The organism is Thermodesulfobacteriota bacterium (assembly GCA_026415035.1).
GTDB lineage: Bacteria > Desulfobacterota > BSN033 > BSN033 > UBA1163 > RBG-16-49-23.
In genome coordinates, this window is sequence record JAOAHX010000003.1 from 74,164 (window position 1) to 94,035 (window position 19,872).

A 19,872-nucleotide genomic window follows, 5' to 3' on the forward strand; every position below is an offset into this window, starting at 1 on the left:
TGGATAGGCCTTAGACTTGCGAAGAATGACCCTTAAGATGGGCCAAAATAGATTCCAGGACAACCCCTACCGAAAGCTCCGCTCCACGGGCGCTTATCGTCGTCTGATGATGGCTTACTATTTTATGGTGAAGCACCCTGCCTGGTTCGGCAAGAAGGTGGCCTGGATCACGAGCGGCGCCCCTGTCGAGCCCCTCTATGCCATGGGCATCCTGCCCTTTTATCCGGAAAACTATGGGGCCATGTGCGGCGCCTCGAGAATGTCTCCTTCACTCTGCGAGGCGGCCGAGCAGCAAGGATACTCCCCTGACCTCTGTTCCTATGCCCTCACCGATATCGGCTCCTCCCTGACGGGAAGGGGGCCNCTTGGGCGCCTTCCCAGGCCTGACTTTCTCATCTGTGCGAACAACATCTGCGGTACCGTGATCAAGTGGTACGAGATCCAGGCCCGTGCCCTCAAGGTCCCGCTCTTCCTTCTCGATACCCCTTTCATCCATGACGACCTCTCCCCCCACACCCTTCGGTATGTCGAGAAGCAGATGGAGGACTACGTCGCCTTTCTCGAAAATCGGATGAACCGGCCCTTCCCGGAAAGGCGGTTTCAGAGGGTCGTCTCCCGTTCTTTCGAAACGATCACCCTCTGGAGGGAGATCCTCGACCTTTCGCGGTTTCACCCTGCGCCCTTTGCCGCCTTCGATGCCTTCATCCACATGGCCCCGATCGTGACGCTTCGAGGAACCCGCTGGGCCCTTCGATATTACAAAAAGCTGAAGAGGGAACTGGAGGAGAGAGTTGAGACCAAGACAGGCGCCTTTGCCCGGGAGGAGATCCGCTTGGTCTGGGACAACATCCCCATCTGGTACGATATCCGGAATCTATCGAAAATTCTTTCATCCAACGGAGCCGTGCTCGTGGCAGATACCTATACCTCCGCCTGGGCGATGGAAGAGCCCAACCTGACCTATTCTCTCGAGGCCATGGCCCGGGCCTATGCGACCATCCACCTCAATCGAAGCCTCTCGTATAAAATTGAGAAGATGGCAAAACTGGTGGAAAAGTACGAAGCTCACGGGTTCATCATGCACTCCAACCGGAGCTGTAAGCCTTACTCTCTTGGACAATACGATATGAGGCGGGAGGTGACAAGGCTTACCGGAAGGCCGGGCTTGATCCTCGAGGCAGACCACACGGACTCCCGGGCCTACGCTTCCCAGGAGGTGGAGGAGCAGATCCTCATCTTCCTCGATATTCTCAAGGGAAAACGAGAGGCTCAAACAACAAACCGCATCACCTCTTCGACAGGCCTCCTCTCTTTCTGAGGGGATTCGTCCGGGTAGCCGACCGCGATCAGGCAGACGAGACCCATCTCGGAAGGAACCTGCAAGATCCGTTCGATCTCCTCCTTGGCCATGAGGGGGGAGGCCAGCCAGACCGCCCCCAACCCCATCTGGTGGAAGGCCAGAAGCATGAGGGTGGCCGCGGATGCGGCGCTCTGGATGGCCGTCGGCGCCGTCCTTCGAAAACCCATGATCCGCCGGGCCACCGGGTCATGGGCCTCCCTCTCAATCAAAACCTTATCCATGACGCTTCGGTACTCCCGGACGAAGAGGCCCACCACCGCAGGTGCGTCCCTGAAAAAGGAGGCATTTGCACGGTACCGTCTCACCTCCTCGTCCCACGATCGGGCCTCGGGCCAGGAGGCCACCGTATCGACAGCCGATTGCACCGCATCGGCCATGGCCCGGATGACCGCCCTATTCTTGACGATCACGAAATACCACCCCTGGTAATTGCCCCCGTTGGGAGCCCAGGTGGCCAGTTCCACGGCCTTTCTCAGAAGTTCATCCGGTACTTCTTCGGCTCTCCATCTCCTTACCGAACGCCTGGCCTTGAGGAGTCTTTCCAGGGATTCGAGGTTCATCGGAGCCTCCCTTTCTTCTTACGGGTTTTAGGGTCGGGCAGGGGGAAGGTCCTCGTATCCCGGTACGGTCAAACCGGGAAGGACCATCATCGTCGAGGTTCCGTGAGCGATCAGCTTCCCCTCCTCGTTTCTCACGAAGGCCTCGCCCAAGGCAAGGGTCTTCCCTATCTTGAGGCACAGGCCCTCTGCGAGGAGCCTTCCCTTCTGGGCCGGGGCCAGGTAGTTGACCTTGATCTCCACCGTGGTCAATCCATGGCCCTTCTCCACCTGGGGGAAGGTCGCCCAGAAGGTGGCCGCATCGACGAGGGAGGCGATGGCCCCTCCGTGGACGTTGCCAAAGGGTTGGAGATGTTTCTCGGCCAGCTCTACCTCCAGAAAGGACCTCCCCCACCTCAACTCCTTGACGGCCATCGAGAGGAGGGAAAAATAGGGAGACCGATTGACCACTTTTGCAACGGCCTCCTTATAGGCGGGATTCAATTGGTCATCGTTCATCGAAGACCTCCTGATCCAAAACGGCCTCCCACGCCATGACAGGCTCTCCCATCTCCTTTCTCCCCCTTTTAGGCCAATCCCATGGTTTAAAATCGCTGGGAGTAACGATGGGCCAGCGCAAAATATTTCTCCGCCCGATTTCGCACCCCTTCTCTCTCCCCCTCTGGGAGATGGGGATCGTCGAGACGAAAGCTTTCGACCTTGCCCCGGACATAGGCGCGGTAACATTTATAAAAGTCGAGAAGAGCGGCCAATCCCGTGTCTCCGGATCGCATCGTATAGGAACGGATCAGGTGGCCGCTCAGGTCCTCCCTCCCATGGTAGTCCAGGTCCATCGCCAGAAAGGCGAGGTCAGCGGCCACATCGGTATAGCGGAACCTCTCGTTAAATTCGATGCAGTCGATGATGGCGATCTCCGGCCCCCAGAAGATATGCTCGAGCCGAAGGTCTCCGTGGCAGTCTCGGATCCGTCCCTCGCGGATCCTCTGGTAAAAAAGTCCTTCTCGGGTCTGAAAAAATTGGTCGGTCTTCTCCTTGATCTCCGAATAGACCTCTTGGGTGATCGTGTGGCCGATATATCGCTCCGTCTGCTCGAAGTTTTCGTCCGTATCTTGTTTGACACGCTCCGGTCTGGCAAAGCTCTGGATCCGATCGTCGGTCGCCGCCTCCGAATAGAATCTCGCCAAGATCTCCGCCACGGCCTCCATCATGGGAGGGTGAAGCTCCCCTCGCTTCAGCCACCGATCCAACAAAAAATCCTCCGGGACCTGCCTCATCTTCACCGCAAACTCCACCGGATGGCCCTCTCCCTCCAAAGAGATCCGACCGTCTTTTTCGGTGATGGGCACGACCCCCAGGTAGAGGCTCGGGGCAAGCCGCCGATTCAGGACCACCTCTTGTCCGCAGTAATGCCTCCTCTTTTCAAGGGTGGTGAAATCGAGAAAACCGAAGTTGACCGGCTTCTTCACCTTGTAGGCAAACTCTCCTGTGAGAAAGACGAGGGAGATATGGGTTTCGACGAACCGGATCTCCCCTGGGGGTTCCGGGTAGGCAGCAGGATCCTGGAGGGCCTTTTTCAAAAGCGCGAGATCCATCTCATCTTTGATCGATCTTGGTGATGATCCAGTCCGGGGCCTCGTTCGATTCGGTATTGACCGTGAGATGGAGGAGCAAGAGGCCTCCGAGCCTCCTCTTCAGGGCCTCGAGGTCGATGGGCTCGAAGATGGCCTTGTTGTTGAGGTAGGCCTCCCGGGTCAGGGCATTGGACTCGTAATTCTCCTTGGTCCTTTTGAGGATCCTCTCGATCGACTTCTCCTCGGAGCAGACGCATTCCACGATCACAAAGGGCCGGCCAGCCTCCCGGGCGATCCCGGCTGCCTCCACCCTCAGATCCTGTTTGACAAAGGTGGCATCCAAGATGAGGCCCTCTCCTGAGGTCTTCAAAAATTCCCTTGCCCTTCGAAACATCTCCTCGTAAACCCTCATCCGTCGGCCGGGATCGGAGGCGATCCTGTTGTCGAAGATGTCCTCCCCCTTCAGGACCTCGAGCCGGATCATATCCGACCGGAGGATCTGAAATCCCTTCCTCCTCGAGATCTCTTCGGTCACCGGGCTCTTCCAGCTTCCCGGAAGCCCGACCGAGATGAGCACCGAATTGTTCGGCACCTCGGAATCGATCACCTCAACGAACGGCCTTTCCATCGCATGAACCTCCTTATGTCAGGGTGAAGACCCCCATCGATCCTCCCTGGGTAAGGGATCTGAATAGCGATGCCTCCCCTCCGATCAACCCCTCAAGACCTCTAACACTCTCTCGTGCAACACCCCGTTGCTCACCAGGACCCCGCGATTCCTCTCGAGACGGATCCCGAGGGAGAAGTCGAGGGGATTGCCGTGGAAGTCGGTCACCCTCCCTCCCGCCTCCTCGGCGATGATCGCCCCTGCCGCGTGGTCCCAGATCTTCTCCCTGTAGTCTGGTTCTGATGGCGAGGGGGCCCTGAGGTATAGGGTAGCCTCCCCCCTTGCCACCAGCCCGTATTTGGCCTGGCTGTCCATCTTAATCGGAGGTCGGGACATCCCTAACTGTTGGGCGATCCTCAAATGGGTCAGGTGGTCGGCATGATCTGGTTCAACGCTCTCAACCCATGTGCCATCCTCCGGGTTCGTCATTCGTGAGACCGAGATGGGCCTCCGTCTCCCGTTCCCCATATCGATCTGAAAGGCCCCGCCTCCTCGAAGGCCGAGAAAGAAGCACCCCCTCTCTTCACCTCCTCCTCCGATCTCCGTGGGGAGGTTGGGGCAGGCCATCAGGCCCAGTTGAACCTGCCCATTGACGATTAAGGCCAGGGCAATGGCGTACTGGGCCCCCCTCAAAAAGCCTTTCGTTCCGTCGATGGGATCGAGCGTCCAGAATCGCCCTGTAACCGAATGGGTTCCGAGATCGATCCAGGAGCAGACCTCTTCCGCCGAGGCCTTCGGGAAGAATGCCCTCACATGGTGCACCACCTGGCCGAGCGTCTGATGGTGATCGGGCCTTCTCAGCTCGGTCGAATCCTCTTCGGCCACGAATCCATCTTCGGGAAAGGCTGTCCGGATCGTCCGACAGATGATCGCCTGAGAGCCAAAGTCGGCGACGGTGACAGGCGTACGATCCTGTTTCTGTATCGCCCTCCCTCCGGCAAGATCCTTCCACACGTTCTGGCATAGCTTCGAGGCCATCCGCAGGGCTTGGAGGCCAACCGAGATCTCAGAGGAATCCTCGATCATCTCTTAGAATCTCCAAAGTGCATCTTCCGAACCCTAAAACCGACCTTTGTTCAGAGAGGAGACCTTTGAATCTTGCGGCCTCGATGATTGGACCTTGGGAATGAAAAAAGAGGAGGGGCTTTCACCTCTCCTCTTTTTTATTCGTTGGTGCCGAAGGGGGGATTTGAACCCCCACGGGGTTGGCCCACCACCCCCTCAAGATGGCGTGTCTACCAATTCCACCACTTCGGCATTGATTCCGAACCTATCCTTCACCCTATTTCTTCGGCTCAGGCGTTGGCGCCTGAGGTGGGAGTTGGCCCTTCTGTGGCTCCACCGGAGCCGTCTGGACCGGCCTCTCCTTGATGACCGTTGGGCTTCGCCTGGTCGAGGAGTAGGTCAGCAGAAGGGAGGTGATCATGAAGATCACCGCGGCCACGGTCGTCAGTTTGCTCAAAAAACCCATCGAGCCCGCGCTTCCGAAGAGGGTCTGGCTGGCGCCGCCGAAGGCCGCTCCGATCTCCGCTCCCTTTCCTGCTTGGAGCAGGACGATCAGGATGAGGGCGAAACAGACCAAAACATGCAAAATCACGATAATCGCCATAACCTAATGTCTTTTTGGGATCTCTAAGGGATCCCAAAAACGAAGCGCACAGCCTGACCTCGAGCTCGAAGGCTTCGGATTTTCGGTCTATTATATATCACATTTCTTTGAATCTGACAATCCTCGAAAAACTCTCTGCCTTCAGGCTCGCCCCGCCGACCAGGGCCCCGTCGATGTCGGCTTGGGCCATCAGGCCTTTAATATTCTCTGGGGTCACGCTCCCCCCATACTGGATCCTCACCGCCTCGGAAAGCCTTTTCGAGTAGAGTTTTTCCAACCTCTGGCGGATGAAACCGTGAACCTCCTCGGCCTGCTCGGGTGTGGCGGTCTTTCCCGTTCCGATGGCCCAGACCGGTTCATAGGCGATGACGATCTCTTCGACCACCTTCTCCTCTAACCCCTTTAATCCCCCCTCCAACTGTCTTCCCACGATCTGGAAGGTTGTCCCCTTTTCTCTCTCCTCGAGGGTCTCTCCGAGACAGAAGATCGGCTTCAATCCATTTTGGAAGGCCGCTTTGATCCTCCGGTTGACGGTCTCGTCCGTCTCACCGAAGTACTGCCTCCTCTCCGAATGGCCGAGGATCACATACTGGCAACCGACCTCTTTCAACATCACCGGTGAGATCTCTCCAGTAAAGGCCCCTTTTTCTTCCCAGAAGAGATTCTGGCCGGCCAGGTGGATCGCAGAACCTTTCAATTCCTGGGCCACGGGGAAGAGGGCGGTGTAGGGGGGGGCGATGGCCACCTCGACCCCCTCCACGCCTTTTAGGGCGACCTTCAACTCCCGGACCAGTTCGAGGGCCTCCCCGACCGTCTTGTTCATCTTCCAGTTGCCCGCGATGAAGGGAAGTCGTCCCATCGTCTCTCCCCGGTTTTAACGTCTCAAGGCCTCGAGGCCTGGAAGTTTCTTCCCCTCGATAAATTCGAGGGAGGCCCCTCCTCCCGTTGAAATGTGCCCGATCCGATCGCTAACGCCTGCCTGGTTGACCGCGGCCACCGAATCCCCTCCGCCCACGATGCTGAAGGCCCCGGAATCGGCCACAGCCTTTGCAATAGCAAACGTTCCGTTCCGAAAGGGCTCCAACTCGAAGACGCCCATCGGTCCGTTCCAGAAGATCGTCTTGGCCTGCCGGATCTCTTCCGTAAATCTCCGAACCGTCTCCGGCCCGATATCGAGGCAGAGCCAGTCCTGAGGGATCCGGTCGTTGGTCACGATCTCCCATCGGGTTTGGGCCTCCATCCTTTCGGCGGCCACATGATCGGAAGGGAGAAGGAACCTGATCTTCCCCTCGGCTTTCTGAAGGAGGTCGAGGGAAAGAGCGATCTGATCCGCTTCGACGAGAGACCTTCCGACCTCCACACCCTTCGCCTTGAGAAAGGTGTAGGCCATGCCTCCTCCGATGAGAAGGGCATCGACCCGATTTAAGAGGTTCTGGATGACCCCGATCTTATCGGAGACCTTGGCCCCGCCTAAAAGGGCGACATAAGGCCTCTGGGGATTCACCAGCGCCCTCTCGAGGCCTTCGATCTCTTTCATCATCAGAAACCCAGCAGCCACGGTCTCGACATGTCGGGTCATCCCTTCGGTCGAGGCATGGGCTCGGTGGGCCGTGCCGAAGGCATCGTTGATATAAACATCGCAGAGCGAAGCCAGCTCTTTCGAGAAGGCCTCGTCGTTCTTCTCCTCTTCGGAATGGAACCGGAGGTTTTCGAGGAGGAGGACTTCTCCTTCTCCCATCTTGCGGACCTCCTCCCGTACCCCTTCTCCAACGCAATCAGGGGCAAGCCTCACGGTCTTCCCCAGCAGCTTCGATAGCCTCTCGGCCACAGGGGCCAGGCTGTATTTCGGATCAGGCTTCCCCTTGGGCCTCCCGAGATGGGAGGCCAAGATCACCTTTCCTCCCCTTTCGGAGACCCATCGGATCGTGGGGAGGGAGGATACGATCCGGGTGTCATCGGCGACCTCCCGCCGCTCATCGAGGGGGACATTGAAATCGACCCGGATGAAGACCCTCTTCCCCTTGACCTCGATCTGATCGACCCTTCGGATGGCCATGGTGCCTCCCTCATCTCTTGCCGAACAGGAAGAGGAAAAGTTCGACCATCCTGTTCGAAAAACCCCACTCGTTATCGTACCAGGAGATGATCTTGGCCAGCTTTCCGCCGATCACCTTGGTGGACGTCCCGTCCACGATGGAGGAATGGGGATTGCCGTTAAAATCGATGGAGACGAGGGGCTCCTCGCAGTAGCTCAAGATGCCCTTCAACTTCCCTTCGGCGTAGGACTTGAACACCTGGTTCAACCCTTCTGTGGTCGTCTCCTTTTTCAGGCCCACGACCAGATCGACGACCGAGACATTGGGCGTTGGCACCCGGATCGCCATCCCGTCCATCTTTCCTTTCAATTCCGGGATGACGAGGGAGAGGGCCACGGCTGCCCCTGTCGTCGTGGGGATCATCGACATCCCGGCGGCCCGGGCCCTCCGGAGGTCCTTGTGGGGAAAGTCGAGGATCACCTGGTCGTTCGTGTAGGCATGGATGGTGGTCATCAAGCCGTATTCGACCCCGAATTCATCGACCAGGATCTTGGCGATGGGGGCCAGGCAGTTCGTCGTGCACGACCCCATGGAGAGGATGTGGTGTTTTGCGGGGTCGTAATCTTTCTCGTTCACGCCGAGGACGATCGAGACATCGGGGTCTTTGGCCGGGGCCGAGATGACGACCTTCTTCGCGCCCGCCTCCAAGTGTTTGGTCCCGCCCGCCCGGTCCGTGAACTTTCCCGTGCTTTCGAGGACCACATCGACCCCGAGGTCCTTCCAGGGAAGCTGAGCCGGGTCTTTGAGGGCGAAGACCTTCACCTCCTTACCGTCGATCACCATCGCGTCCTTCTTCGCTTCGACCAGAGCACCGAATCGACCATGGACGGAGTCGTACTTGAGAAGATGGGCAAGCGTCTTCGCATCGGTGAGATCGTTGACCGCCACAAACTCCAGCTGGGGATTATGGAGGCCCGCCCGGAGCACGTTCCGACCGATGCGGCCAAACCCGTTGATTCCAACCCTGATCGCCATATCGCGCCCTCCTTTTTTGAATGACTACCCATTTATACCCTTTTTAACCCTTTTCCGTCAATACGACCCGCAAAGCCCCTTCCTGGAGAAGGGGGTGGAAAGGATTGGAAAATTCTGCCGGCGGTCAAGGAGCGTATCTTCACAAGAGGCGAGAAACCTGCTAAGATTCTTCCGGAGAAAGAGAAATGGAGAGACCGAGAGATATTAAGAAGGAAGGGAATCTGCTCGAACTTGTCCGAGGCCTCCTGAACTGCCAGGCGATGTTTCAGGAGATCTTCAAAAAGTACAAACAGGGCCGACTTCGGTTCAAGGATATTCAGGGCTGGGTGGATGACCGGGGTGGGAGTCCCCTTTACACCCTGAAAGAACAGTCCCATGCCCTATTTCGGAACAGAGAGAAGGACCTCTGGAGGAAGAAGGAGTGGCTCCTCGACCTGGTCATCGGCTCCATCTTCCACGAGGCGATGAAATTGAGGGAAAATGTCTACCAACTCGAATTCTATCGCCCCAAATATAGGAACTATCAACGCCATATCGGGAAATCGGCCTACGAGAAGGGTTATTTCCAGGAATTTGAACGGATCATCTCGAAAGCAGGCCATGCCGTGCTTCTCGGCATGGCCGAAATCCGATCGCTCTTCTCAGACGCCATGGACCAGTTGATCGATCTCTTCAAAGTCAAGCGTCACAACCCCTACCTCGTCCGTTTTTTGGTGGAAAACCAACCCCTCCTTCATAAGGTTTACGGCCCCCGAAAGGGAAGGAAGCTCTTTGACCTCGTCTTCGAGGGAGGGCCGGCAGAGGCGTACGAAAGGGCTGGCCGAAGCTACCAATTGGGCGAACATCATGACCTCGCCTCGAACTATTTTGCAAGGGCCTTGAAGCTCAAATCCCACGACCACGAACTCCTCTTTCACTTCTATTTTAGCAAAGGGATGGATGCCTATTTCAGGAATCTCTATCCCAAGACGATCTCGATCTGGAAAAAGCTGATGGCCGATCCCTTCCGGCCCTACCTGAAAAAACCCTTTCTCAGGCAGATGGAGGAGGTGTGCCGGAGGATGGCCTCGGAATGGCAAGAGGACGGAAAGCCCAAACTGGCTCAGGAGGCGCTCTCCCTTGCCGAACAGATCAAAAAGATGTTAGGATGAAAGAAAAGGAGAGATCTGGCGATGCCCATCTACGAATACCGATGCGAAAAATGCGAACATGAGTTTGAAAAGTTAGTCTTCAATTCCTCCACCGAGATCGTCTGCCCCAAGTGCCAGAGCAAGAAGGTGAGCCGGATGATGTCCGCCTTCGCCTTTTCGAGCGGAGGGAAATTCAAGAGCACGGCAAGCTCCTCCTGCTCAGGCTGTTCCGCCTCAAGCTGCTCCACCTGCGGCTCCTGATCCTTTAATTCTTCCTCTCCGCTTGAATCAATTCTTTGCTCCTTCGCCAAAGGAACGGCGTCAAGGACTCCTTGAACCCATCGTCGATGAGGGGGTCCTTTAGGCTGGGAGATCCAGGCAAGGCCCTTACCCCTTCTTCCCTGAGGGATGGACCTCCAGATCTCTTGAGGCGGACCGAAGGTGGGAAAAGGGAGGCCTTTCTTTTCGAGGTGGATGGAAGACGAAGGTAAAGGGTTTCGAACGTTTCAGAGGTTGGTGAGGTGGCGTCGGGCCTCAAGCTCCTCCCTCAGCTCCTCGTCCTCCTGAAGCCCCTTCAGGACCCGATCGATCACCCGGATCATCTCCTCCTTGGCCTCGGGCAATTTCCCGTGGAGGGGGACGAGGTTGGAGATGTGGTCGCTCAGGAACTGGGAGGTGACCTGAAGCTCCTTCAAGAGAAGCCTCGTCTCCTTCAGGATGGTCTCGGGAGAGGCGGAACGGAAGCGGCCTTCCATCATGTCCTCGAAAAGTTGGGAGTTGGGTTGGGGGATCAAGGTCCGAACCCGGATGAAGTGAGGGTCGATCTGATTCAGAACCTCTGCCGTCCCCCTGGCGTGTTGCTCCCATCGCTCCTCTCCGCCGATCCCCAAAAGCACATACAGGGAATATTCGAACCCGGCCTCTTTCGCCTTTCTCCCCGCCTCGACCATCTCTTCAGGCGTGGCTCCCTTGTCGATCTCCGCCAGAAGCTCCCGATCTCCTGTCTCGAGACCGACGTGGAGGCGATTCAATCCTGCCTCGAAGATCTTTTTCAACTCCTCCATGGGTTTCTTGGCGATCGTCTTGGCCCGGGCATAGCTGGTCACCCTCTCGATGTGCGGAAACGAATCGTATAAGGCCTTTAAAATGTGAACGAGCTCGTCGGCCTTGAGAACGAGGCTATTCGAATCGCCGATGAAGACCGTCCGGACCTGGTCGCTGTACAGCTCCCTCGCCATGGAGATGTCCTCGAGGACCTCCTCGATGGGCCTCTTTTCGAATTTCATCCCTTTATACATGGAGCAGAAGGTGCAGCGGTTCCAAGGGCATCCCCGGGTCACCCTGAGCAAGAGGCTATTGGCCTCGCTCGGGGGACGGAAAGGAGGAAAATCATACTGCCGTCTCCTTAAACCGAATCTCCCGATCGTCATGCTCTCCCCCATCCTGTGAATTTCTAAAAGAGGACGCTCACCCCGATCCCTCTCTTTTCGAAACCCTCCTTTAAAGCCACCCCCACTAATTTAAAATAATCATCCGTCAAGTAGGTGTCCAGCCCGTTCCTCTCGTAAAGCCTTTTCACCTTTTGCATATAATTCATCCGGTCGATCCACACCTCCTCCACCCTCCCCACGAGCATCTTAACCACCGCCTCCGGTTTCAAGGGAAGGATCGGGCCGATGAAGGCATAGGTCTTCACCCCATTCTGCCTCAAGACCTCCAAGGCCCTCAACCGTTCGGAGATGGGAGGGGATCGAGGTTCGAAGATCTTCCTCATCTGGTCGTCATCCGTGGTGATGGAAAGCCCCACCTCGATATGTTCGAACCCTTTAAAAAGATCGACATCCCTCAGACAGAGAGGCGATCGGGTCAAGACATGAACGGGAAACCCCCTTTCCAGGAGCGCTTCTAAACATCCGCGGGTCACCCCATATCTCCTTTCAAGGGGTTGGTAGGGGTCCGTGACCGTGCCGAGGGCCACGACTCCTCTCCTCGCCCTCTTCAGCTGTTCCTTCAACCGAAAGACCGCATTCACCTTCACATCGACGAACTCCCCCCAAGGTTCCCGATGGCCGGTGAATCGCTTCATAAAGCTGGCATAACAATACCGGCACCCATGACCGCAACCCACGTAAGGGTTCAGGCAGTAATCGAAACCCGAGATGGCCGTCCGGGTGAGAACGGTCTTTACCAGGACCTCTTTAATCTTCACCCAATCATTATGGATCGTAGGGGGTCAGGATTCAAGGTGGGGCCGGGGGGGTCATTGGGGAAGCAGAGGGGACACCCCCTTCTGAGTATAGAGCCTATTGAAAAACCCGAAGATATCGACCTCCCCTCTTTTCGACTTTTGCCAGAGGTCATAGAGGTGGTGAGCCGTGAGGAAGCTGACATTATATCGAACCAACAGCTCGACGAGATCTTTCGTGATGTGGCCCTTCCCCCCTCGCTTCGCCATAGGGAGGTGAACATGGGTGCTCGCAATGATCAGGGATTTTTCGTCCTCCCTCTTCTCCCGTTCGAACTGGAGGATTCGACTCATCTTCGGGTGGGACGAATTGGCCTCGCCTTTGAACATCATCACCTGGACCCCGAAGGACTTCTGGGTGTTGGGGATCTTTAGAATCCTATCGACGGATTGGTATTGAATGCCGGGGGAGATGGAAAACCCAAGGTCTTTGAAAATCGCATGGACCGCATCCAGCAGGAGGAGTTCATTTTTGGGCCAGAGGAGGGTTTCGATGGTGAAGAAATTCTGTTCCTTCAGGGCCGGGCCATCCTTCTGGGAGAGCCTCTCGATTTCCGATTTCAAAAAGGCCTTGCGGGCCTTTTCGCTATCGGTCCTCACCTTCTCGATGCGCCCCACGACGAACATCCCGATGAGGCAGAAGAGGGGCACGAGCAGCCTCACCTCCTCCTCGAAGGTGAGGGCGGCGTAGATGGCGAATAAGGCGAGTAGGAGTTGAAGGAGGGCCAGCATCGTTTCCACGCTCAACCGCTCGAGACCCTCTCTTTTGAGATATGGATCCCGTATTCGAACCCATCGACCAGGGCGAGAAAGGAGGCCTTGCAGATATTCTCGGAGAAGGCCTTGACCTTCCAGGCATCCTTTCCGTTGCTGAAGAGGATCTCCACCTCCACGCCGGCTGCCGTGCCCGCGCCGGGATCGAAGATCCTCGATGAGAAGTCGATCAACTTCACCTGGTCTACCTCCGGGAAGATCGACTTCAGAGATTTTTTGAGCACTTTGGCGAGGGCATCCACCGGCCCCACGCCGGTATCGGCCTCGTGCATCTCCATTCCGTTTGCCCGGAGCATGATGGTCGCCTCCGGGCAGACCCCATCGTCGATGAGCCTGTAATTCCCGATGATCTCGAAGTGGGGTCGATAATCTGACATCGACCTCAGGAGATTCAAATACTTGGTGGCGTCTTTGATCCTCTCTTCGACCAAGGTGACCCCCTCCTTCGGAATTGCCTTACATTTCACTCACATTTTAAGGAAAATGTCAAGAAGTTATTTCATCGGGCCCTCGGGGATGGAAAAATTGGAAGACGGCCTCCGCGGCCTTCGTCGTCATTTTAGGCACCCTCTTTAGCTCTTCGAGGGGGGCCTCCTTCAGCCTCTCGAGGCTCCCAAAATATCTCAACAGTTCCCTCTGCCGGGTCCTGCCAATGCCCGAAATCCCTTCGAGGCTCGATCGAAGGGCCTCTTTCTTCCTCACCCGTTTATGATGGCCGAGGGCGAACCGGTGCGCCTCGTCCCGGATCTGGTCGAGGAACCGAAGAAGGGGGGAGTGTTTGCCGAGGAGGATCGGCTCCCGGAACCTGGGATGGAAGACCTTCTCGCCCGAACCCCTCCCATCGCTCCCCTCCCTCTCCTTGGCCAGGCTGAGAAGGTCGATCCCATCGATTCCCAGTTCTTTAAAGACCTGCCTGGCCACGTTCAGTTGCCCCCGCCCCCCATCCAGCAGGACCAGATCGGGCAGGTCATGCTCTTCGAGGGCCCGTCTGTATCTCCGGAAGAGAACCTCATACATCATTCCATAATCGTCCACTCCTGCCACCGTCTTGATCCTGAAATGGCGGTATCGGCTCCGGTTGGGCTCTCCTTCTTCGAAGGTGACCATGGCCCCGACGGCCTGGGAACCCTGGAGGTTTGAAAGGTCGAAGGCCTCTATCCTACGGGGGACCCTTTCAAGATGGAGACGTGCCTTGAGGGTCGAAAGCAAGGTCTCTTTCTCCATCCTCTGAGCCATCTCTCTTCGGAGAAACTTCATGGCATTCTCAGAGGCCATCTCGACGAGCCTTCTCTTCTCACCCCTCTGGGGGATGAGGATGGATACGGGATGACCCTTTAACTCTGCCAATCTGCTTTCCAAGAGCCCCTTGTCCGGGATCTCCTTGGAGAGGAGGATCTCCTTCGGAATGAACCGATCTTCCCGGTAATACTGCCCGATAAACGAGGAGAGGACCTCCTCTTCCGGAAGGCCCGTGGCGGAAAGGGTGAATCCCTTTCCGCCCAAGAGGGTGCCCGATCGGATGAAGAGGAGATAAAGGCCGAGCCGATCCTCCTGTCGGAAGAGGCCGATCACGTCCCGGTCGATAAAATCGTGGGAGACGACGACCTGTTTCTCGATCACCTTCTCGAGATGGGCGATCTGATCGCGAATCTTAGCCGCCTTCTCGAAATTAAGCTTTTCCGCCTCTTCCTCCATCTCGCTTCTCAACCTGGCCAAAAGCTCTCTGTCCCTTCCCTCTAAAAACATCCTCACCCGGTGAACCAATTCGCCATACGTCTTCCGATCGACCCTCTGGGAACAGGGTCCCAGGCAATGCTCCATCTCGTATTGGATACAGGGCCGGGTCCGATGGGAGAACTTGGAGTCCCGACAAATCCGGATGGGGAAGAGCCGACGGATCAATTTCAGGGTCTCCTTGAGGGAGGTGGCGGATGGAAAGGGGCCGAAGTACAGGGCCCCATCCCTTTTCACCCGTCTCACGATGCGAAGGGTGGGATAGTCCTCCTCCAAGGAGAGCCGAAGGCAGGGGTAACGTTTGTCGTCCCTCAACTTGATGTTGTATCGGGGATGGTGGGTTTTGATGAGGGTGTCTTCGAGGAGGAGGGCTTCTTTCTCCGTCTCGGTGACGATCGTCTCGACGTCCGCAACCTTCTCCAGGAGGAGGAGCGTTTTGGGGTCCTTCTCTTCGATCCTCTTAAAGTAAGAGGCCACCCGGTGCCTCAGGTTCCCAGCCTTTCCCACATAGAGGATCGTCCCCTTCTTGTCCTTGAAAAGATAGACCCCCGGGTTGTCGGGCAATCCCTCGACCTGGGGTAAAAAGGGGGCCTTCTTTTCCGGTTCTACCCCCATTTCAACGCCATCTCCTGAAGCCGTTTGATCCTATCCCGGAGCTTGGCCGCATCCTCGAACGCTAACCGCCGGGCCGCTTCCTTCATCTGTTGGGTCAGGGCCTCGATCGCCTTCGGAATCTCTTTGATGGAAAGGTATTCTTCTTCTGGATCCGAGGTCGCTGGAACGGTAAAATAGTCCGCTTCATAGATCGAAGCGAGGACATCTTTGACCGATTTCTTCACGCTTTCCGGGGTGATCCCATGGGTGCGGTTGTACTCTTCCTGGATCCTTCTTCTCCGGTTCGTCTCCAGGATGGCCTGGTCCATGGCGGCGGTGACCTTGTCGGCATAGAGGATGACCTTGCCGTGGATATTTCTCGCCGCCCGGCCAAAGGTCTGGATCAGGGCCTTCTCGGATCGGAGGAACCCTTCCTTATCGGCATCGAGGATGGCCACCAAGGAGACCTCTGGAAGGTCGAGGCCTTCCCGTAAGAGATTGATGCCGATGAGGACATCGAACCTGCCCAGCCGGAGATCCCGGATGATCTCGACCCGCTCCAGGGTATCGATGTCGGAGTGGAGGTACTTCACCCGGATGCCCAAATCGGCATAATATTCAGTCAGGTCCTCGGCCATTCGCTTGGTCAGGGTCGTCACCAACACCCTCTCCTTCTGCTTCACCCTTTGCCGGATCTCCTCCAAAAGATCCTCGACCTGATGTCTCGCGGGCTTCACCTCGAGTTGAGGATCGGTCAAGCCAGTGGGCCGGATGATCTGTTCGACTATCCTTCCTTCACTTCTCCTGAGCTCGTAATCCCCTGGAGTGGCCGAGACATAAATGACCTGGTGAAGACGGGCTTCAAACTCTTCAAACGTGAGGGGCCGGTTATCGAGGGCCGAGGGGAGTCGAAATCCATACTCCACCAGGGTCTCCTTCCTTGACCGATCTCCTCTGTACATCCCCACGAGCTGGGGGACGGTCACGTGGCTCTCATCGATAAACAGGAGGAAATCCCTCGGGAAATAGTCGAGCAACACCGGAGGGGGTTCACCCGGCGCCCTGCCGGTGAGGTGGCGGGAATAGTTCTCGATCCCCTGGCAATAGCCCAGTTCTTGAAGCATCTCGAGGTCGAAGTTCGTCCTCTGCTCCAGCCTCTGGGCCTCTACGTGCTTGTTCTGCGATCTGAACCAGGCCACCCGCTCCTTCAGCTCCTGACGGATGTTCTGAATGGCAATCTGAAGCTGTTCGGGGGGGGCCACATAGTGGCTTCCCGGATAGATGGGGACCTTCTCCAGGGGCTGCAACACCTTCCCCCTCAACGGATCGATCTCCGAGATCCTCTCCACTTCGTCCCCGAAGAGCTCGATCCGGATCGCCCGGCTCTCTTCATGGGCGGGGAAGACGTCGACCACATCGCCCCGGACCCTGAAGGTCCCCCGATGGAAGTCGAGATCGTTGCGTTCATACTGGATCTCCACCAACTTCGAGAGGATCTCCTCTCGGGAGATCCTCATCCCCTTCTCCAGATAGAGGAGCATCCCGTGATAGGCCTCCGGAGACCCCAGGCCGTAGATGCAGGAGACGCTGGCCACGATGATCACATCGTTCCGCTCCAGGAGGGAGCGGGTGGCCGAATGCCTCAGTTTGTCGATCTCTTCGTTGACCTGGGTATCCTTTTCGATGTAGGTATCCGTCGAGGGGATGTAGGCCTCGGGTTGATAGTAGTCGTAGTAGCTGACGAAGAACTCCACCGCGTTCTCGGGGAAGAGCTCCTTGAATTCGCCGTAGAGCTGGGCCGCCAGGGTCTTGTTGTGAGAGATGACCAGGGTGGGCTTCTGAACCCTCTCGATCACGTTGGCCATCGTAAAGGTCTTCCCGGAGCCGGTCACCCCGAGCAGGACCTGATGGCGGACCCCCTCGAGAACCGCCCGGCTCAGTGCCTCGATCGCCCGGGGTTGATCCCCCCGGGGTTTAAATTCCGAGACGAGTTTAAACCGGCCCATCGAGGTTATTTTAAAACAAAACCAAGGGAGGGAGAAAGCGGAAGGCAGGCTCTCAGGAGTTGGCGTTCTCGGGTTTCAGCTTCTTCTGGAGGCCGGAGGAGTATACCACGATGGCCGATTCTCCATCGACGGGACACTTATTTTCGCAGATCCCGCAGCCCGTGCACCTCTCCTCCTTCACGATCGGCCGCTTCTTCTCGTCGCCCACGATGGCGTGATAGGAGCACTGCTCGTTGCAGACCAGGCAGATCTTATCCGTATCCCAGGCGATGCATCGGGTCTTGTCGATGTGGGCCACGCCGACCTGGGTGAGCCTCTTCTCCTCGATCGTCAGGGGTCGGATGGCCTCGGTGGGGCAGACCCTTCCGCAGAAGTTGCAGAACTCTTCGCAGTACCCTATCCGGGGGACCAGCCTCGGGGTGTAAAGCCCGGCAAGGCCTGCCTCCAAGAAGGTCGATTGGAGGGCATTGTTGGGACAGACCTTCAAACACTCGCCACACCCCGTGCAGACAGCGACGAAGGCCTCCTCCGGGAGGGCCCCTGGAGGTCGGATCAGGCGGTTATTCCTTATCCCGCTCTCCGTCTGGAGGGGATTGGTCTTGATCATCAGGGCGGTGGTCAGGCCAAAGGCGAAGGATCCCAGGACGTAGCGCCTTGAGAGATCGACCCCTTCCACGCTCTTCCATTTTGGGAGGCGAATATGGAAGGAGACCGCTTTGGGAGGGCAGTCGAGACAGTTAAGACAGGTGATACAATCCGGGTGGCGATAGGTTCTGGGCGCCTTCGCCGGGATGACCCCTACGGGACATTCCCGGACGCATTTCTGACACTGGGTACAACCCTCCGTCACGGTCCGTTTGAGGATCCGGAGCCTTGAGGTGATCGAGAAAAGGGTCCCCAAGGGACAGAGATAACGGCACCAGAATCGCTTTCGGATCATGCCGAGGCCGAGGAGGGTGACGAAGAAGAGGAAGATGAAGAGGTTGACCTTGAAGATGGGCAGGGGAATCGTCGAGGCGAGGAGGGAATTCCTCGGCAGAAGTTGCTGAATCTGAGGGAGGAGTTGATTGTAGAGGTAGACGGCCGGAGGGTAAAAGGAGATGATCAGGGTCCGGGTGATGAGGCTGATGGGGTCGACGAGGTACATCACCTGAAAGGCCATCCATCCGGCAACGATGGAGAAGATGAACACGCCGTATCGCAACCTGCGGAGCATCCCGTCCTCGAAGGGTTGGGTCCGTTTCCTCTCCCTGAAGAGGACCCGATCGAAGAAGTCGATCACCGCGCCCATGGGGCAGAACCACCCGCAGAAGAAGTTTCCGACGACCGCCATGAGGAGAAGGACCCCGAAAGCCGGAATCATCCTTTCGATGACCCCCTTGTGGCTCAGGGTTGAGATGAGGGCGATGAAGGGGTCGAGGCGAAGGTAGAGGTCGACCGGGATCCCAATCTCCAGGGGAAAGGCCGTCTTGAGGACAAGATAGAGGAGAAAGAGGAAGGAGAGGGCTTGAACCGACCTCCTCGCCAGGGCGATCCAACGGTTCATGTGGCGCTGACCCTTTTCACCCGGACTTTCGAGAGATCGATCTCGCCCAGTCCCGCTTCGTAGCCCAACTTGATGAACTTGATCTCCCCGGGTGTAAAGGGTTTTCCGGTTTTGGGATTTTTAAAATAGGCCGCGGCGTAGGCATCGGCCGCCACCATGTCGGTGGCTGCGACCACCTCGTTAGGATCCTCCGTCTTCCCTGGCCCCTTGGGTCCGTTGGTGGTCAAAATCCGGATGGCATCGACGATGGTCAGGTCGGGCTTCCGAACGGTGCTGATATCGGCAATGCACTGGTGAAGATCGATCTTGTGCATGATCTCCATGTCCCAGGCGATCCCCATCAAGTTCTTCATGCCGAGGGTGACTTCCGTGGCAAAGTGATGTTTGGGAATGGGGAAGTTGATAAAGACGTCGGCTTCAAGGACGTCGATCAAGACCTCGGCCGTCTTCAACTTCTTCGCCTTGGGGATATCCACATTTTTATAGACATTCCGGCCATGGCCTGAGAGGACGTCCGCCCCAGCCCTCTGCCCGGCCTCCTTCAACCCTGAGCGGGTAAAGGCAAACTGGTAATTATCGCAGGTATGGTCCCAGACCGCGACCCGTTTGGCTCCCGCCTCGTAGCACATCTTCACCAGCGCATAAAGGAGGTCGGGATTGTTTGTGCAGGCCTGCTCCGGCGTCCTGGCCCAGGCGATGTTGGCCTTGATCACCACCCTCTGCCCCTTCTTCACGAACCGCCCCATCCCTCCCAAGGGGGCCATGGCCGCCCGTAGGAGCTGGGCCGGCGTCCCGTTCTTCGCGATCACGAGGTCAGCATCGGCCGAGGCATGGGCGAGGCTCCCGTAAAAAGGGAGAGACCCCATGACCATGGGGGTGGCGGCGATCGCAGTCGCTCCCTTTAGAAACTCTCTCCTGGTCAACTTTCTTCCTGAAGAATCGGCCATCCTAATCTCCTTTTTTCAAAGCCCGAGGGAAGTGGAGTCCTCTGCCCAATAGGGGGAATGG

Annotated in this window: 20 protein-coding genes and 1 tRNA gene; 3 read left to right on the top strand and 18 right to left on the bottom strand. The window is 57.2% G+C overall.

Annotation, left to right across the window (positions count from 1 at the left end):
• Positions 1–37 precede the first annotated feature (37 nt).
• Entirely contained in the window at positions 38–1,318 is a 1,281-nt protein-coding gene (locus N3G78_02940; GenBank protein MCX8116875.1) for a 2-hydroxyacyl-CoA dehydratase family protein, read from the top strand.
• On the opposite strand, the gene N3G78_02945 is transcribed toward N3G78_02940, so the two are convergent.
• From N3G78_02945 to gap, 10 genes are all read right to left on the bottom strand, one after another.
• Positions 1,270–1,920: a nitroreductase family protein gene (locus N3G78_02945; protein MCX8116876.1), complete on the bottom strand. Its 651-nt coding sequence runs from the start codon at positions 1,918–1,920 to the stop codon at positions 1,270–1,272. The two genes, N3G78_02940 and N3G78_02945, sit on opposite strands and share 49 nt — an antisense overlap.
• Before the next feature lie 27 nt (positions 1,921–1,947).
• Positions 1,948–2,415, bottom strand: a complete 468-nt coding sequence (locus tag N3G78_02950) for a PaaI family thioesterase (protein ID MCX8116877.1) — start codon at positions 2,413–2,415, stop codon at positions 1,948–1,950.
• Between the two features lie 86 nt (positions 2,416–2,501).
• Positions 2,502–3,509 (bottom strand): phosphotransferase, encoded by a 1,008-nt coding sequence (locus N3G78_02955; GenBank protein MCX8116878.1) that lies wholly within the window; start codon positions 3,507–3,509, stop codon positions 2,502–2,504.
• A 1-nt stretch (position 3,510) separates the two neighbouring features.
• Positions 3,511–4,116, bottom strand: coding sequence for an ATP-binding protein (locus N3G78_02960; protein ID MCX8116879.1), 606 nt, complete (start codon positions 4,114–4,116; stop codon positions 3,511–3,513).
• Between the two features lie 84 nt (positions 4,117–4,200).
• Positions 4,201–5,181 (bottom strand): 3'(2'),5'-bisphosphate nucleotidase, encoded by a 981-nt coding sequence (locus N3G78_02965; protein ID MCX8116880.1) that lies wholly within the window; start codon positions 5,179–5,181, stop codon positions 4,201–4,203.
• Positions 5,182–5,326: 145 nt separating this feature from the next.
• Positions 5,327–5,412: transfer RNA gene (locus tag N3G78_02970), tRNA-Leu, on the bottom strand.
• 25 nt (positions 5,413–5,437) lie between these two features.
• Positions 5,438–5,764 (bottom strand): preprotein translocase subunit SecG, encoded by a 327-nt coding sequence (gene secG, locus N3G78_02975; GenBank protein MCX8116881.1) that lies wholly within the window; start codon positions 5,762–5,764, stop codon positions 5,438–5,440.
• 97 nt (positions 5,765–5,861) lie between these two features.
• Complete coding sequence (gene tpiA, locus N3G78_02980) at positions 5,862–6,623, bottom strand: triose-phosphate isomerase (protein ID MCX8116882.1); 762 nt, start codon at positions 6,621–6,623, stop codon at positions 5,862–5,864.
• 15 nt (positions 6,624–6,638) lie between these two features.
• A complete protein-coding gene (locus N3G78_02985; GenBank protein MCX8116883.1) occupies positions 6,639–7,820 on the bottom strand; it encodes a phosphoglycerate kinase in 1,182 nt (393 codons plus the stop codon).
• A gap of 10 nt (positions 7,821–7,830) precedes the next feature.
• Positions 7,831–8,835 (bottom strand): type I glyceraldehyde-3-phosphate dehydrogenase, encoded by a 1,005-nt coding sequence (gene gap, locus N3G78_02990; protein MCX8116884.1) that lies wholly within the window; start codon positions 8,833–8,835, stop codon positions 7,831–7,833.
• A 185-nt stretch (positions 8,836–9,020) separates the two neighbouring features.
• Here gap and N3G78_02995 point away from each other — a divergent pair, with 185 nt between their 5' ends.
• Together N3G78_02995 and N3G78_03000 are read left to right on the top strand one after the other, a co-directional pair.
• The gene (locus tag N3G78_02995) at positions 9,021–9,986 is read left to right on the top strand and encodes a hypothetical protein (protein ID MCX8116885.1); all 966 of its coding nucleotides are present in this window, start codon (positions 9,021–9,023) and stop codon (positions 9,984–9,986) included.
• A gap of 21 nt (positions 9,987–10,007) precedes the next feature.
• Positions 10,008–10,226, top strand: a complete 219-nt coding sequence (locus N3G78_03000) for a zinc ribbon domain-containing protein (protein ID MCX8116886.1) — start codon at positions 10,008–10,010, stop codon at positions 10,224–10,226.
• A gap of 245 nt (positions 10,227–10,471) precedes the next feature.
• Here N3G78_03000 and N3G78_03005 read toward each other — a convergent pair whose 3' ends face one another.
• The 8 genes from N3G78_03005 to N3G78_03040 are packed head-to-tail and all read right to left on the bottom strand — an operon-like array spanning position 10,472 to position 19,811.
• Complete coding sequence (locus N3G78_03005; GenBank protein ID MCX8116887.1) at positions 10,472–11,395, bottom strand: radical SAM protein; 924 nt, start codon at positions 11,393–11,395, stop codon at positions 10,472–10,474.
• 23 nt (positions 11,396–11,418) lie between these two features.
• Entirely contained in the window at positions 11,419–12,174 is a 756-nt protein-coding gene (locus N3G78_03010; GenBank protein MCX8116888.1) for a radical SAM protein, read from the bottom strand.
• A 51-nt stretch (positions 12,175–12,225) separates the two neighbouring features.
• A complete protein-coding gene (locus tag N3G78_03015; protein MCX8116889.1) occupies positions 12,226–12,951 on the bottom strand; it encodes a hypothetical protein in 726 nt (241 codons plus the stop codon).
• A 2-nt stretch (positions 12,952–12,953) separates the two neighbouring features.
• Positions 12,954–13,415: a hypothetical protein gene (locus tag N3G78_03020; protein MCX8116890.1), complete on the bottom strand. Its 462-nt coding sequence runs from the start codon at positions 13,413–13,415 to the stop codon at positions 12,954–12,956.
• 55 nt (positions 13,416–13,470) lie between these two features.
• On the bottom strand, positions 13,471–15,333 hold the full coding sequence (gene uvrC / locus N3G78_03025; protein MCX8116891.1) for an excinuclease ABC subunit UvrC: 1,863 nt from the start codon (positions 15,331–15,333) through the stop codon (positions 13,471–13,473).
• Complete coding sequence (gene uvrB, locus N3G78_03030; protein MCX8116892.1) at positions 15,324–17,318, bottom strand: excinuclease ABC subunit UvrB; 1,995 nt, start codon at positions 17,316–17,318, stop codon at positions 15,324–15,326. The genes uvrC and uvrB overlap by 10 nt, the downstream gene beginning before the upstream one ends.
• A 52-nt stretch (positions 17,319–17,370) precedes the next feature.
• Positions 17,371–18,864, bottom strand: a complete 1,494-nt coding sequence (locus N3G78_03035) for a 4Fe-4S binding protein (GenBank protein ID MCX8116893.1) — start codon at positions 18,862–18,864, stop codon at positions 17,371–17,373.
• Positions 18,861–19,811 carry a DUF362 domain-containing protein gene (locus tag N3G78_03040; protein MCX8116894.1) on the bottom strand — a complete coding sequence of 317 codons (951 nt, stop codon included), beginning with the start codon at positions 19,809–19,811 and terminating at the stop codon, positions 18,861–18,863. Before N3G78_03040 ends, N3G78_03035 begins: the two co-directional genes overlap by 4 nt.
• Positions 19,812–19,872: the final 61 nt, after the last annotated feature.

Bases quoted from the DNA above. Each gene is read 5' to 3' on its own strand.
- N3G78_02945 (MCX8116876.1), bottom strand. From the start codon at position 1,920: ATGAACCTCGAATCCCTGGAAAGACTCCTCAAGGCCAGGCGTTCGGTA.
- N3G78_02950 (MCX8116877.1), bottom strand. From the start codon at position 2,415: ATGAACGATGACCAATTGAATCCCGCCTATAAGGAGGCCGTTGCAAAA.
- N3G78_02955 (MCX8116878.1), bottom strand. From the start codon at position 3,509: ATGGATCTCGCGCTTTTGAAAAAGGCCCTCCAGGATCCTGCTGCCTAC.
- N3G78_02960 (MCX8116879.1), bottom strand. From the start codon at position 4,116: ATGGAAAGGCCGTTCGTTGAGGTGATCGATTCCGAGGTGCCGAACAAT.
- N3G78_02965 (MCX8116880.1), bottom strand. From the start codon at position 5,181: ATGATCGAGGATTCCTCTGAGATCTCGGTTGGCCTCCAAGCCCTGCGG.
- secG (MCX8116881.1), bottom strand. From the start codon at position 5,764: ATGGCGATTATCGTGATTTTGCATGTTTTGGTCTGTTTCGCCCTCATC.
- tpiA (MCX8116882.1), bottom strand. From the start codon at position 6,623: ATGGGACGACTTCCCTTCATCGCGGGCAACTGGAAGATGAACAAGACG.
- N3G78_02985 (MCX8116883.1), bottom strand. From the start codon at position 7,820: ATGGCCATCCGAAGGGTCGATCAGATCGAGGTCAAGGGGAAGAGGGTC.
- gap (MCX8116884.1), bottom strand. From the start codon at position 8,835: ATGGCGATCAGGGTTGGAATCAACGGGTTTGGCCGCATCGGTCGGAAC.
- N3G78_02995 (MCX8116885.1), top strand. From the start codon at position 9,021: ATGGAGAGACCGAGAGATATTAAGAAGGAAGGGAATCTGCTCGAACTT.
- N3G78_03000 (MCX8116886.1), top strand. From the start codon at position 10,008: ATGCCCATCTACGAATACCGATGCGAAAAATGCGAACATGAGTTTGAA.
- N3G78_03005 (MCX8116887.1), bottom strand. From the start codon at position 11,395: ATGACGATCGGGAGATTCGGTTTAAGGAGACGGCAGTATGATTTTCCT.
- uvrC (MCX8116891.1), bottom strand. From the start codon at position 15,333: ATGGGGGTAGAACCGGAAAAGAAGGCCCCCTTTTTACCCCAGGTCGAG.
- uvrB (MCX8116892.1), bottom strand. From the start codon at position 17,318: ATGGGCCGGTTTAAACTCGTCTCGGAATTTAAACCCCGGGGGGATCAA.
- N3G78_03035 (MCX8116893.1), bottom strand. From the start codon at position 18,864: ATGAACCGTTGGATCGCCCTGGCGAGGAGGTCGGTTCAAGCCCTCTCC.
- N3G78_03040 (MCX8116894.1), bottom strand. From the start codon at position 19,811: ATGGCCGATTCTTCAGGAAGAAAGTTGACCAGGAGAGAGTTTCTAAAG.